This is a genomic window from Deefgea rivuli DSM 18356, assembly GCF_000620145.1.
GTDB classification, from domain to species: Bacteria; Pseudomonadota; Gammaproteobacteria; order Burkholderiales; family Chitinibacteraceae; genus Deefgea; species Deefgea rivuli.
Map to the genome: position 1 here is coordinate 336,749 of NZ_KK211082.1, position 13,697 is coordinate 350,445.

Annotated in this window: 11 protein-coding genes; 8 read left to right on the plus strand and 3 right to left on the minus strand. The window is 49.9% G+C overall.

Annotated features, from left to right (window positions below; genetic code table 11):
* Position 1 precedes the first annotated feature (1 nt).
* Positions 2–1,300: a GGDEF domain-containing protein gene (locus tag Q320_RS20015; protein ID WP_051534774.1), complete on the minus strand. Its 1,299-nt coding sequence runs from the start codon at positions 1,298–1,300 to the stop codon at positions 2–4.
* Between the two features lie 344 nt (positions 1,301–1,644).
* On the opposite strand from Q320_RS20015, the gene Q320_RS0114435 reads away from it, so the two are divergent.
* The 8 genes from Q320_RS0114435 (at position 1,645) to Q320_RS0114475 (ending at position 10,611) form a co-directional block, all read left to right on the plus strand.
* On the plus strand, positions 1,645–2,664 hold the full coding sequence (locus tag Q320_RS0114435) for a methionine ABC transporter ATP-binding protein (protein WP_027469592.1): 1,020 nt from the start codon (positions 1,645–1,647) through the stop codon (positions 2,662–2,664).
* Positions 2,658–3,326 carry a methionine ABC transporter permease gene (locus Q320_RS0114440; protein ID WP_027469593.1) on the plus strand — a complete coding sequence of 223 codons (669 nt, stop codon included), beginning with the start codon at positions 2,658–2,660 and terminating at the stop codon, positions 3,324–3,326. Before Q320_RS0114435 ends, Q320_RS0114440 begins: the two co-directional genes overlap by 7 nt.
* Positions 3,327–3,591: 265 nt before the next feature.
* Positions 3,592–4,371, plus strand: coding sequence for a MetQ/NlpA family ABC transporter substrate-binding protein (locus Q320_RS0114445; protein ID WP_245591027.1), 780 nt, complete (start codon positions 3,592–3,594; stop codon positions 4,369–4,371).
* Positions 4,372–4,568: 197 nt separating this feature from the next.
* On the plus strand, positions 4,569–6,383 hold the full coding sequence (locus Q320_RS0114450) for a CHASE2 domain-containing protein (RefSeq protein ID WP_027469595.1): 1,815 nt from the start codon (positions 4,569–4,571) through the stop codon (positions 6,381–6,383).
* 65 nt (positions 6,384–6,448) lie between these two features.
* On the plus strand, positions 6,449–6,919 hold the full coding sequence (locus Q320_RS20020) for an SH3 domain-containing protein (protein ID WP_169734464.1): 471 nt from the start codon (positions 6,449–6,451) through the stop codon (positions 6,917–6,919).
* The gene (locus Q320_RS0114460; RefSeq protein WP_035853806.1) at positions 6,916–7,779 is read left to right on the plus strand and encodes a M48 family metalloprotease; all 864 of its coding nucleotides are present in this window, start codon (positions 6,916–6,918) and stop codon (positions 7,777–7,779) included. The genes Q320_RS20020 and Q320_RS0114460 overlap by 4 nt, the downstream gene beginning before the upstream one ends.
* 140 nt (positions 7,780–7,919) lie before the next feature.
* Positions 7,920–9,227, plus strand: a complete 1,308-nt coding sequence (gene pepP / locus Q320_RS0114470) for a Xaa-Pro aminopeptidase (RefSeq protein WP_027469597.1) — start codon at positions 7,920–7,922, stop codon at positions 9,225–9,227.
* Positions 9,228–9,441: 214 nt separating this feature from the next.
* Entirely contained in the window at positions 9,442–10,611 is a 1,170-nt protein-coding gene (locus tag Q320_RS0114475) for an FAD-dependent monooxygenase (protein WP_027469598.1), read from the plus strand.
* A 60-nt stretch (positions 10,612–10,671) separates the two neighbouring features.
* Here Q320_RS0114475 and Q320_RS20025 read toward each other — a convergent pair whose 3' ends face one another.
* Together Q320_RS20025 and metE are read right to left on the minus strand one after the other, a co-directional pair.
* A complete protein-coding gene (locus tag Q320_RS20025; protein WP_051534776.1) occupies positions 10,672–11,175 on the minus strand; it encodes a GAF domain-containing protein in 504 nt (167 codons plus the stop codon).
* A gap of 66 nt (positions 11,176–11,241) precedes the next feature.
* Positions 11,242–13,623, minus strand: a complete 2,382-nt coding sequence (metE, locus tag Q320_RS0114485) for a 5-methyltetrahydropteroyltriglutamate--homocysteine S-methyltransferase (RefSeq protein WP_051534777.1) — start codon at positions 13,621–13,623, stop codon at positions 11,242–11,244.
* Positions 13,624–13,697: the final 74 nt, after the last annotated feature.

The window sequence follows — 13,697 nt, forward strand, 5'->3', positions numbered from 1 at the left end:
CTCAACCCAACTCAACCCGATTACGACCTGCGTGCTTTGCTTGATACAGCGCATCGTCAGCGCGCTTAATCAATGAGCTAAACTCCTCGCCCTCTTCTCGCGTGGCGACACCACAAGAACACGTCACCACAATATGGCTAGGCCAAACTGCATTGGCTATGCTGGCACGCAATTTCTCCGCTAATTTTGCAGCTTCGGGCAATTCAGTAGCTGGACAAACCACCAAAAACTCTTCACCGCCCCAACGTACCAAGCCATCCGATTTACGAATTTCACCTTTCACTAAGAGTGCAAATTGCTTGAGCACTTCATCGCCGACGGCATGACCGTAATTATCATTGACCCGTTTAAAATGATCTAAATCGACAAACAAAACGCTCATTCCTGCGCTAGTCGGCATTTCACCTTGCCATTGTTGCAATAGAAAATCACGCAACCCTTCTCGATTCAAAGCACCCGTTAATGGATCGAGTAGCACTTTATTACTTAACACTTCGGCCTGAATTTCAAGCACGCGATTAATTGTTTCTAATTCAGACATTTGTGCGCGCTTCAAATTAAAGCGCGCTCTATACGCCAACAACTCCATCACCAGCCATACAAAACAGAACACCAACCAAGCCGCCACAATGCCAAATAGCAATTGAGTTAGGCTGATCCATTTGCCATGAAATTCGATTGAACGGATTTCAATCTGATGCCGACCCATTTCCACCACGCCAGGCGTTGCGACCTCAATTTGCGTCACATTATTCAGCCGCATATCCGTACTAAAAATAGGCACATTTTTTTCTTCCACCCACCACGAGGCAACGCGGAAATATTTCAATGGCACGGAAAAAGGCTTACCTGATGGCAACGCCAATTCGAGTTCGTTCACTTTCAAGGCAAGTGGTTCATTCAGTTTTGAAAGCTCAGGTTCAAAATTACGCAGATACACTCTGACTTTCTTAAAATCGGGGCCATTTAGCTTCATATCAAATACAACGCGATCAAAGTCAGATAGATCAATCCCCTCTGCGGTTTTAGATAATTCAAAGCTCACTTCACAAAATGGCCATTCGTATTTGCTTTTTTTCAATTCGCAATCAAGCAACAGCGCATCATCGGTCTGCGTCAACACGCCAATGCTCGCACCACCTTGCGCCCTATCATCAATCACTCTGACTTGATACGGCGTATTGGCATCAATTCGCAGCACGCGCGTCATGCCAAAATGCTGCCATAACAGCAAACAGACCGACAGCAGCATGAGTAAACTCATCGCAATTCGCAAAAAATTGATTGTGCGATTAGACATTTCACCTCCAAAGCCAATCTTGAGTCCTGCAAAATTGACGACCAATTAATGTAATAAGTACCACTCTTTTTGGCGGCGTATCCTTACTGTAGTTCATCTAAGTCCTTGAACGCGAGGCAAAATCAAGCTTTGCGCCTCTCACACCACATCTGATTGCCCGCCTCCGCACAGTGCGCAGAATTCAATAAGCAACACGTAAACGCAGGTGAATCTAGCAACTTGTCAGAGGGTTTGATAATGTGTATTTTGTCGCCCACAGACAAGCCCACATATTTACCTTGCCGCTTTGAATATGCCTATTGAATACTGTAGGCACTCATCCTTATTTAGCTGTCGCAAAGCCCATGATCCAACTCAAAAACTTAAGTAAATCCTACCGCGTTGACGGTCGGGAAATACCCGCACTCAAGCGAATTGACCTTGAGATTGAAGCGGGGGAAATTTTCGGTGTGATCGGCCATTCTGGTGCGGGCAAATCAACCTTGATTCGCTTAATCAATCTATTAGAACGCCCGACTGGCGGCAGCGTTTTGCTCGATAACGTCGACTTAACTAGCTTGTCGACGGCTAATTTGCGCCTAGAACGCCAGAAAATTGGCATGATTTTTCAGCATTTCAATTTGCTCTCGGCCAAAACCGTCGCCAATAACGTTGCGTTTCCATTGCAAGTCGCGGGCGTACTCAATAAAGCAGCGATTGCACGGCGCGTCGCCGAATTACTTGAGCTCGTTGGCCTCTCCGATCACGCTGATAAATATCCAGCGCAGCTCTCTGGCGGACAAAAACAACGTGTCGGCATTGCCCGCGCACTGGCGAATAATCCCAAACTACTGCTCTGCGATGAAGCCACTAGCGCGCTTGATCCGCAAACCACACAATCCGTGCTGCAACTGCTGCTGGAAATCAATCAAAAACTCAATCTCACCATCGTGCTGATTACGCATGAAATGGACGTGATTCGCACCGTGTGTGATCGCGTGGCCGTTATTGATGGCGGTGAAATCGTTGAAATGGGCGCGGTAACCCAAGTTTTTTTGCACCCGAAACATGCGACCACGCGGCGCTTTGTGTTTGAGAGCGAGCACATCGATGAAAATCGGCAATTTGAAGACTTTGCCCACGTACCCGGCAAAATCGTTAGGCTGACTTTTATCGGTGAATCGACGTATAAATCACTGCTCGGCGATATGGCACGCGATTTTGGTATTGATTTTTCGATTCTCGCCGGCCGAATTGAACGCATCAAAGGCACGGCCTGCGGCCAACTCACTTTGGCGTTTACTGGTAATGAGGCCAGCATTGCTGCGTCTTTAGCGCGGTTTACTGCGGAAGGGATTGATTTTGAGGAGTTACGCGGATGTTAAATGAACTCTTTAGCAATATTGATTGGGCCGAAATCGGCCTTGCTACGCTTGATACGCTGACGATGCTCGGCGGCTCGCTGCTCTTTACACTGCTGCTTGGTCTGCCCTTGGGAATTTTGCTGTTTTTGACTAGCAAGCGGCAATTGCTGGAACAGCCTTATCTCTACGGCACACTGTCGTTTATCGTGAATATTCTGCGCTCAGTGCCGTTCGTGATTTTGCTGATTATTATGATTCCGTTCACCGTTTTGCTCACAGGTACGTCGCTCGGCGTAGCCGGTGCGATTCCGCCGCTGGTGGTAGGTGCGACGCCATTTTTTGCCCGTTTGGTTGAAACAGCATTGCGCGAAGTGGATCGCGGCATTATCGAAGCCACACAAGCGATGGGCGCAAGCACCAGTCAAATCGTTTTCAAAGCGCTGCTGCCCGAAGCGATGCCCGGCATGATGGCGGCGGTTACCGTTACTGCAATTACTTTGGTGTCGTATGCAGCGATGTCTGGCGTCATTGGCGGCGGTGGTTTGGGCGACTTAGCGATTCGCTTTGGTTATCAGCGTTTTCAGACTGATGTAATGGTTGTGACCGTCGTGCTGCTATTGGTTCTGGTGCAAGTATTGCAAATGATTGGTGATCGTTTGGTGATTCATTTCAGTCGAAAATAAACTGAGATCTGAATTAGCTAAGCTTAATTAGTTCTATAAATATCAAACTAAATAACGGTATGATCGTTTCCATGCTAACGCTGTAGCGGAAAACCCGTCTGCCGCAGTGTGAATAAACTCAGGACAATCCATCCTGAATATTTATTAAAAGCAAAAGTTCTCCCGCATCGTTGTATCTCAAGCCGTACGACTTGTACTGTCTTCGACTTTGCGCCTTGCTGGAACACTTTTGCACAGTGACTTACCTCTATCCCACAAGGACACCATGATGAAAAAAACACTCACCGCGATTGCCCTCGCTACGCTGGCATTTTCTGCTCACGCCGCAGATAAAATCACCATCGGTGCGACTGCCGTGCCGCACGCTGAAATTTTAGAATTTGTTAAACCTACGCTCGCTAAACAAGGCGTGGATTTGGAAATCAAAGTATTTACCGACTATGTACAACCTAACGTACAAGTGGCAGAGAAAAAACTCGACGGTAATTTCTTCCAGCACCAGCCTTACCTTGGCGAGTTCAATAAAGGCAAAGGTACAAATCTGGTAAGTGTTGCTGGTGTGCACATTGAGCCGTTCGGTGCATATTCGAGCAAAATCAAGAAATTCGCTGACTTGAAAGAAGGCGCGACGATTGCGATTCCAAACGACGCAACCAACGGCGGCCGCGCTTTGCTTTTGCTGGATAAAGCCGGAGTGATCAAGCTCAAAGACAATAAAAACATACTCGCAACCAGCAAAGATATCGCGGTAAATCCAAAGAAAGTCAAAATTCGTGAACTTGAAGCTGCGACTTTGCCACGTGTACTGAATCAAGTGGATGTCGCGCTGATCAACACTAATTACGCGCTGGAAGCGAAGCTCAATCCAAGCAAAGATGCATTGATCATCGAAGGCAATGATTCACCGTACGTGAATATCTTGGTGGCACGCCCAGATAACAAAGACAGTGCCGCAATCAAAAAATTGAGCACTGCTTTGCATAGCCCAGAAACGAAGAAATTCATCTTAGAAAAATACAAAGGCGCAGTTGTTCCAGCGTTTTAATCCCTAATAAGTGCTAAACCAAAAGTTCCCACGCGGCGTTACTTACGCCTCGCAGTACGATTTGTACTGGCGTCGCGTGTGCCTTGCGTGAAAACTTTTGTTCGGTTACTAAAAAAAGAGGTAAAGCGGTGCTTTACCTCTTTTTACATTTGCCACTTCGCGCTATAACAGAAGCCTCACTTCTGTGCAGCGACCTTATGCTCCGTAAACTCTCCTATGCTTCTTTGCTCGCCGTCATTGCCGCCTTGATAGGGCTCGACTTTGGCTGGCTGAACTTTGGGCAAATTATCGATCAACGCTTTGGCGATATATTGCAGCGACAACACGCGAAGTCGCGTCCGGCGAGTAAAGACGTGGTCATTATCGATATTGACCAAAAAAGCTTAGAAGACATGATAGACGAAGCGGGCAGCTGGCCGTGGCCGCGCTCGGTGCATGGCGAAATGATTCAATATATTGCGCAGCAAAAACCACAAGCGATTGTGTTTGATGTGTTATTTAATGAGCGCGATACCTTTAAGCCCGAACAAGATGAAGCGCTGCGCGAAGCGGTGAGCCAAGTCAATAATGTTTACTTTCCCTATTTACACTTGAAAGACGGCAATGCAACTCAGCTCAAAGAGCTACCGAAACAACTGGGTATCTTGCCACAAGCCAATGCAAATAATGATGCCAGATCAATACTACTGCTCCCATGGGTGATCCAACAAGAAAAATGGCAAGGCGGGATTATTAATTTTGACTCCGATCACGATGGCATTGGTCGGCAATACATTGTTCATAGCAATGTCGATGGTTGGCAAATTCCATCACTGCCTGCGAGGCTAGCGCGAGATTTTAATTGGCCAAAACCGACTTCCGATTCGATACGCCTCAACTGGCAAACAGGCCGATCCCATATTTCGTTTTCTGATCTGTATTTCGCCGCCAATAGCGAGCATAGCAATCGCCCAGCCAATGAATTTACAAACAAAATTGTCCTCATCGGTACTGCTGCGCCCGGCTTGCAAGACCTACGCCCAACCTCAATGGGGCAGCTCTACCCCGGTGTAGAAATCCTCGCCACCGCGATTGATAACCTCAAACACGGCGACTGGCTGCGCGAATCACCGCGCGCCTATTATGTCGTGCTAGCTTTGGTGCTGTGCGGCCTGCTGGCTTGGGGATTTAGCGCCAGTCTCAATACGATGACTTTGGCCGCAAGCATGGCGGGCGCTACTTTGCTCGCCGCGCTGATTATGTGGTTTGGCCTAAAGCACAACTACTTCCTGCCATTGGCTTCGGCGATAATCTGGGCTTGGGTTTATTTTTGGGTTTCGGCGCTGGTGTCTTATCTGGCCGAAAAAGCCACGCGAGAACACGCCATTTCGATGTTCTCGCGCTTTCTTGATTCTCGCGTCGTGGGCGAACTCATTGCCAGTGGCGAAATTGATTTGAATAAACAAGCCGAAGCACGCGAAATCACCGTACTGTTTTCCGATATTCGTGGCTTTACCACGCTATCGGAAACCCACGAGCCCGCCTATATTGTGCAATTGCTCAATCAATACTTCACGCTGCAAGTCGACATTATTTTTAAACACGGCGGCACGCTGGATAAGTTTATTGGCGATGCGATTATGGCATTTTGGGGCGCACCAGCGAATGATCCCGAGCATGCCCGCCATGCTGTTGAAGCGGCGCTAGAAATGTCACAAGCTTTAGAAAAATTCAAACGCGAACTCAAAGGCCTGAATGCCGATTTTGACGTTGGGATTGGGCTACACACAGGCTCCGCCGTCGTCGGTTTTATTGGCTCAGCATCAAGAATGGATTACACCGTTATTGGCGACACAGTCAATTTATCCTCGCGAATTGAAGGTTTAACCAAAGATAAAGCACGGATTTTGGTCTCTGATACAACGCGCGAAGCGTGTGCAGCGCATTTTGATTTTATTGCCCATGGTAGCCACGCCGTTAAAGGTCGTGAGCAAGCCGTTTTACTATTTGAACCTCTGGAGAAAACACAATGAGGCAGCTAATCCCCCTTCTTCTCTTTGCAATATGCGGCAGCGTCTTCGCGCAATCGGGCACAGTCGTGCGTAAAACAGATTTACGCGATAAGCCCTTTTTAGATGCAGCCGTTGTAGCACCAATTGCTGCTAATACCACGATTGAGATCCAAAGCAACAAAGGCGCCTGGATGCAAGTCAAAGCGGCCAATGGCCAAGTCGGCTGGATCAAGCTACTGAATGTGCGCACTAGCGGCGGCGGTACCAGCAATAGTGGCCTTGGTACGCTCGGTAACGTCATCAAAACTGGCTCATCTGGCCAAACGGTGACGACGGGCGTGAAAGGACTTTCAGCAGAGCAAATTCAACAAGCTGAACCCAATCCAGCTGAAGTCGACAAAATGGAAAGCTACGCTAGCTCGCAAAGCGACGCCACGCGCGCCGCGCAGCAAGCCAAACTCAACCCACAATCGGTTGCTGCAATCTCCAGCAGCAGTTCGAGTTCAAACAATGGTGGTAGCAGCACCGCAGCCCCAAGCAATGGGAGACGCCCATGATACGCCGCTCAATCACGCTGCTATTTATCAGCAGCGCCCTCGCCCTACCTGCCCACGCCTTTGATTTGGGTAAATTACTGACCAAAGAGAATATGGATTCTCTGAGTAAAATTGGCGGCAACATAGTAGAAGCCAACAAAGAAATCACACCGCAGCAAGAAATCGTTATGGGGCAAAGCGTCATGGCGACGCTGCTCGGCGCGGCGCCACTGGTCAAAGACCCAGCGCTACAAAAATACGTCAATCAAGTCGGAATGTGGGTTGCAGCGCAATCGGAACAACCCAATCTAGCTTGGCGATTTGGCGTGATTGACTCACCCAATATCAACGCCTTTGCCGCACCTGGCGGTTATATTTTGATTACCCGTGGGCTGTGGGAGCATTTACGCAACGAAGCTGAGCTGGCGGCGATTTTGGGACATGAAATTACGCATGTACTGAAAAAACATCAAATCGAGGCAATGAAAAGCACCAATAAAGGCGCGATTTATGAAGAATTACTCGTACTTGGCGTGAATAACAAGACTAAAGGCGGCGCAAAAGAGCTAGGCCGTAAAGCCGCCAAAGCCACTACCGAGGGCTTTTACATCAAAGGCCTGTCTAAAGACGCCGAATACGAAGCCGACATCGGCGGCATGGTGCTCGCAGCTCGCGCTGGCTACAACCCGTATGCAATGGTGAGCGTGCTGCAAACTTTGGGTAACGTCAGCCCAAGTGATACCTCAGTCGCGCTATTTTTTAGCACTCACCCAAGCCCGAAAGATCGCCTCGACCAGATTGACAGCAAAGTCGGCGATCAGCTTGAAGCTTATGCAGAAGGCGCTGAAAACACAGCTCGATTTAACAAAATCAAAAAATAAACGCTACACACTGCCACTCAGGGAAATCGAGGGTAAAAATCACGGCCGCCGCAACTCTGGGCGGCCGTATAATTTGCTTATTCCAGATCGTTAGCCCCATTTGCGGTGTATTGCCCCGCCCCCTAAAATTCGGAGTCTCCATGTCAGAACTGATTACCGCTTGCCACTCCCGCCGCGCCACGCTCGCCGCCCGCTTAGAACCCGGCATTGTCATTGTGCCAACCACGCAAGAAATCATCCGCAATGCCGACAGCACTTACCCATTTCGCTTTGATTCGGGCTTTTATTACCTGACTGGTTTTACTGAACCCGATGCAGTTTTTGTGCAAATCATTAGCGAGAACAGCGTGCAAAACATCCTGTTTTGCCGCGATAAAGATATTGAGCGCGAAATCTGGGATGGCTACCGCTTTGGCCCTGCTGCCGCTGCAGCACAATTTGGTTTTGATGCCGCGTATCCAATTGCAGAGCTGGACACGCGCATCGTTGAGCTAATGAAAAACCAGCCGCGCATCTACTACCCGCTCGCCAAAGAAATGCGCTGGGATCGACGTGTAAATCGTTGGCTCAGTGATGTGCGCGCCCTTGCCCGTACTGGCATCACTGCGCCAAGTGCCATTTTAGACGTGCGCAGCAGCCTCGATGAAATGCGTCTATTTAAAGACGATTATGAAGTAGGTATCTTGCGCCAAGCAGGAAAAATTAACGCGCAGGCACATATACGTGCGATGCAATTTGCTAAGCCTGAGCAAATGGAATATCAAGTCGAAGCTGAAATGCTGCACGACTATTACCGCCAAGGTAGCCGCTTCCCGGCCTATAGCAGCATTGTTGCCAGCGGCGCCAATAGCTGTGTGCTGCATTATGGCGAAAATAATGCCCGCATGAATGACGGCGATTTGCTGCTCATCGACGCGGGTTGCGAAATCGCCGGTTACGCCAGCGACATCACGCGCACCTTCCCAGTGAATGGCAAATTTACGCCAGCACAACGCGCCGTGTACGAGATCACGCTCGCCGCACAAGAAGCCGCCCTCGCTACGATTTTCCCCGGTAGTACGTGGAATGCACCGCACGACGCTGCTGTTCGCGTGTTAGCGCAAGGTATGATCGACTTGAAATTGCTCAGCGGTTCGCTGCAAGAAGTGCTGGAAAAAGAAACCTATCGCCAGTTCTATATGCACCGCACGGGTCATTGGATGGGTTTGGATGTACACGATTGCGGTGCCTACAAAGTCGATGGGCAATGGCGCACTTTGCAAGCCGGTATGGTGATGACCGTCGAGCCAGGCTTTTACATCCGCCCTGCTGCCAATGTGCCAAAAGAATTCGAAAACATCGGCATCCGCATCGAAGATGACGTACTGGTCACCGCCGACGGCTACGAGAATTTGACGATTACTTGCCCGAAAACGGTGGCTGAGATTGAAGCGGTGATGGCAAAATAACACCATCACCGTGAGAGCATAAATATCCACACAAGTGCCAAACCATTCATTTGGATCGTCATACCGGCGTAGGCCGGTATCCAGAGCGACGGTAGAATCAACATTGCAGCTGGATTCCGGCTTTCGCCGGAATGACGAATTGATGATTGTTTGTCGCTTTCTGAGTTATGTAGATACTTAAACACTTAGGCATCACAGCAAAATTAGGAATCCCATGTTAGTCAGCAACCTCCCTCAGCACGTAGATATTGTGATTGTTGGCGGCGGCCCCGTAGGTGCATTGTTGGCGCAGCGTCTACTCAAAAGCGGCCATGATGCGCTCTTGGTCGATGCCAAACACAGTGTCGGCAACGATCCACGGGCGCTAGCGATTGCCTACGCCAGCCAGCAAAGCCTCGCAGCCAGCGGCCTATGGGATGAATCACTTGCGGCAACGCCAATTGAACGCGTTCACGTTTCGCAAGCTGGAACGCTGGGGCGCACTGAACTCAATGCCGCAGAGCTGGATTTACCCATGCTCGGCTCGGTGGTGAAATACCAAAAACTGGCGCAATACGCTTTTGATCAAATGGTTGCGGGCGATGTACGTTTGGCACTCGGTATGAAAGTCACTCAAATCCAGCGCTTGGCGCGCTTTGCGCAAATCACGCTGGAAAGCGACACAGGGACACAAAAAATCTCTTGTCGTTTGGTGATTCTGGCCGATGGTGGCCATTTGATTGCTCAGCTCACGGATATTAAGCAAACGGTTAAATCCTACGCGCAACACGCCGTGCTCGCCACACTGACGCCCAAGCAGCCCCATAAGGGTATTGCCTTCGAGCGCTTTGCGGATGATGGCCCGCTGGCATTACTCCCTACGGGTAATGATTTCACTTTGGTATGGACGCAAACGCCAGAACAAGCGACGGCGCGTTTAACACTGTCTGATGATGGTTTTATTGCTGAAGTTGAGCAACGCTTTGCTGATCGTGTGAGCGGTTTTTCTGCAGTGACTGGTCGTGCGAGCTGGCCTTTAGCGTTAAAAACCTTGAATTCCGTCGTTGGACAACGCGTCGTATTGATTGGCAATGCCGCGCAAACCCTGCATCCAGTCGCTGGACAAGGCCTCAACCTTGGCCTGCGCGATGCCGCGACCTTGGCCGACGTGCTCGCCGCAACGCCAGCCAGGGAACTCGGTGAAGCGGCCAGCCTCGCCCGTTACGCCAAACTCCGCGCCCGCGACGCAGGCCTCGTCACCGCAGTCACCGATAGCTTGATTACGCTGTTTGACTCATCCTCACTACCGCTCAAACACGCACGTAGCTTGGGCTTGCTGGCAATGGATCAATGCAGCTGGCTACGCCGAGGCTTTGCCGAGCGTATGGTGTACGGCGCGCGTTAATTCGTACTGACGAAAAAAAACCGCAACGTTTGCGGTTTTTTTTAGATGCTAAATCATCAGCTATGCGCTTAAAAAGCTCGGCGTTTTTTCTAATTCACCCACTACCACTTTGGCCATATCCGCCAGCATTTCTAATTCAATGGCCGACATCGTGCGCGGTTTTGGATCGATCAAACACAGCGTACCCAAGTTACATCCATTGCTCATGGTCAGTGGCGCGCCCGCATAAAACCGAATTTTGGGTCCGTCGATGACTAAAGGATTGTCTGCAAAGCGCGCATCAAGCAAAGCATCTTCGATCACCATCACTTCATTTTGCAAAATCGTATGCCCGCAAAACGACACATCGCGCGGCGTTTCTCTCGCATCCAAACCGCAAATCGACTTAAACCATTGCCGATTCACATCCACCAAGCTGACCACCGCAATTTGCACGCGAAAAAAGCTGGCCGCTGCCCGAGTGAGATTATCAAATCGCTCTTCGGGCGGCGTATCTAAAATCAGAAACTCCCGCAGCGTTTCAATGCGTAAAGCTTCATTACTAGGCTGCGCTGGCGCTTGCATCTTAATCTCTAAACTAAATGAACACTGAGATTATAGCCGCAAGCTTCGATTCAGCAAAATGCCAGTTTAATGACAAGCGCATCCAGAGCCATGCGCTGCCACCGCCGTAGGTTTTGCCGCTTCCACCACCAGCGTTTTCCCTTCAGCTAATGCCGCACGCGCGGTTTTAGTCGCCGCCAACATATTGGCGAGCGCGCTTTCAGTTTCTGGCCAAGCGCGGGTTTTCAGGCCGCAATCTGGGTTGATCCATAAACGATCGGCTGGCACCACTTCCAAAGCTTTGGCGATTAAGCGCAGCATTTCATTCACGGGCGGCACGCGTGGGCTGTGAATATCGTAAACACCGGGGCCGATTTCATTTGGATATTTAAACTCCCCGAAGGCTTCGAGCAACTCCATATCCGAGCGACTGGTTTCAATCGTGATGACATCGGCATCCATCGCCGCGATTTCCGGAAGAATATCGTTGAACTCCGAATAGCACATATGCGTATGAATTTGCGTGTCATCCGCAACACCCGAAGCCGAAATTCGAAACGACTCGCCCGCCCAAGCCAAATAAGCAGCCCATTGTGATTGCTTTAACGGCAAACCTTCGCGGAACGCGGGCTCGTCGATTTGGATAATGCCGATGCCCGCGTTTTCTAAATCCACCACTTCATCGCGAATCGCCAAAGCGATCTGCTGGCAAGTGAGCGAGCGCGGTTGGTCGTCGCGTACGAAAGACCACTGCAAAATCGTCACCGGCCCCGTCAACATGCCTTTCATCGGTTTAGTCGTCAGGCTTTGCGCGTAGCTACTCCACGCCACCGTCATCGGTGCTGGGCGGCTTACATCGCCGAACAAGACCGGCGGTTTCACGCAGCGGCTACCATAGCTTTGCACCCAACCGAACTGCGTAAACACGAAACCCGCCAACTGTTCGCCAAAATACTCGACCATATCATTGCGCTCGGCTTCGCCATGCACCGGCACGTCGATATCCAACTCATCTTGTTTGCGTACGACCAAAGCGATTTCAGCTTTCATCGCCGCATCGTAATCCGCAGCGCTGAGCTTGCCTTGTTTAAATGCAGCACGCGCCGCACGGATTTCACTGGTTTGTGGGAATGAACCGATTGTCGTCGTCGGTAACAGCGGCAAGTTAAAGCGCTTGCGCTGCGCGGCTTGGCGAATTGCAAACGGCGAAACGCGTTGATCGGCCTTCGTCAATTGTTCTGGCAGCTGCGCCAAACGCTCAGCAACAGCAGGATTGTGAATCCGTGCTGAACTGCGGCGATTGGCTTGCGCGGCAGCATTCTCAGCCAATTGCGCAGTCACGTCATCACCGTGCAGAGCGCGTTTTAACAAGCTAATTTCAGCCAATTTTTGTTTGGCAAATGCCAGCCAAGATTTAAGTTCCGCATCAAGCTGCGCTTCTTGCGCCAAATCCACTGGCGTATGCAGCAAGGAGCAAGACGGCGCAATCCATAGGTATTGCCCTAGAACCGTTTTTACTTCATTGATAGCGAGCAATACATTGCTTAGATCTGCAGCCCAGATATTGCGGCCATCAACCACGCCGAGTGACAGCACTTTATTTTTCGGCCAAATCGCGATAAACGCGGGCAATTGCTCTGGGGCGCGCACCAAATCTAAATGCACACCGGCCACTGGCAATTCAGCCAAGAGTTGCGCATGACTTTCGACTGAATCGAAATAAGTCGCCACTAAAACATTCAGGCCGTGACCTGCCAAAGCTTGATACGTTGATGCAAATGCAGCGATCCATTCGCTTGGCAATTCCAAACCCAGAATCGGCTCATCCAACTGAATATGCGATACACCTTTTGCTGCGAGTTTTTTTAATACAAGGGTATAGCGCTCTAGCAATTTTGGTAGAAGCTCTAGCTTGCTATACCCTACTGTTTTAGTTTTTGCCAACCACAAGAACGTCAAAGGGCCTGGCAATACGGCTTTCACGGTATGGCCTTGGGTTTGTGCATCTTCGATTTCATGGAAAAACCATTCCACGCCGCCGTCAAACGTACTCTCCAAGCTGAGTTCCGGCACCATATAGTGATAATTGGTATCAAAATATTTAGTCATTTCTAGCGCAGGCTGATCCACATTGCCACGCGCCAATTCAAAATATTGCGCGAGCGTGAGGCGTTTGGCGTCAAAACCAAAGCGCGCTGGCAAGCAGCCAAACAGCGCTGCGGCGTTCAAGGTTTGGTCGTACCAAGCAAAATCGCCCACGGTAACAAAATCCAAACCCGCTTCCGCCTGCCAAGCCCAATGACGGCGGCGCAGCGTTTGACCAACAATCACCAACTCAGCTTCGCTGATTTCAGAGCGCCAAAATTTTTCAGTGGCAAATTTCAATTCACGCTGCGCACCAATGCGAGGGAATCCTAAAATGTGCGCTTTAACACCCTGAGGCACTGTTACATTATGAATAGCTGTCATCGCAAACGTCCTTTTACATGAATAGTGTTTGCATCATACGGCGGCAAAGAATATGATTACAGTTCATTATTTTC

Coding starts and splice junctions, on each gene's coding strand:
- Q320_RS20015 (WP_051534774.1), bottom strand. CDS start 1,300: ATGTCTAATCGCACAATCAATTTTTTGCGAATTGCGATGAGTTTACTC.
- Q320_RS0114435 (WP_027469592.1), top strand. CDS start 1,645: ATGATCCAACTCAAAAACTTAAGTAAATCCTACCGCGTTGACGGTCGG.
- Q320_RS0114440 (WP_027469593.1), top strand. CDS start 2,658: ATGTTAAATGAACTCTTTAGCAATATTGATTGGGCCGAAATCGGCCTT.
- Q320_RS0114445 (WP_245591027.1), top strand. CDS start 3,592: ATGATGAAAAAAACACTCACCGCGATTGCCCTCGCTACGCTGGCATTT.
- Q320_RS0114450 (WP_027469595.1), top strand. CDS start 4,569: ATGCTCCGTAAACTCTCCTATGCTTCTTTGCTCGCCGTCATTGCCGCC.
- Q320_RS0114460 (WP_035853806.1), top strand. CDS start 6,916: ATGATACGCCGCTCAATCACGCTGCTATTTATCAGCAGCGCCCTCGCC.
- pepP (WP_027469597.1), top strand. CDS start 7,920: ATGTCAGAACTGATTACCGCTTGCCACTCCCGCCGCGCCACGCTCGCC.
- Q320_RS0114475 (WP_027469598.1), top strand. CDS start 9,442: ATGTTAGTCAGCAACCTCCCTCAGCACGTAGATATTGTGATTGTTGGC.
- Q320_RS20025 (WP_051534776.1), bottom strand. CDS start 11,175: ATGCAAGCGCCAGCGCAGCCTAGTAATGAAGCTTTACGCATTGAAACG.
- metE (WP_051534777.1), bottom strand. CDS start 13,623: ATGACAGCTATTCATAATGTAACAGTGCCTCAGGGTGTTAAAGCGCAC.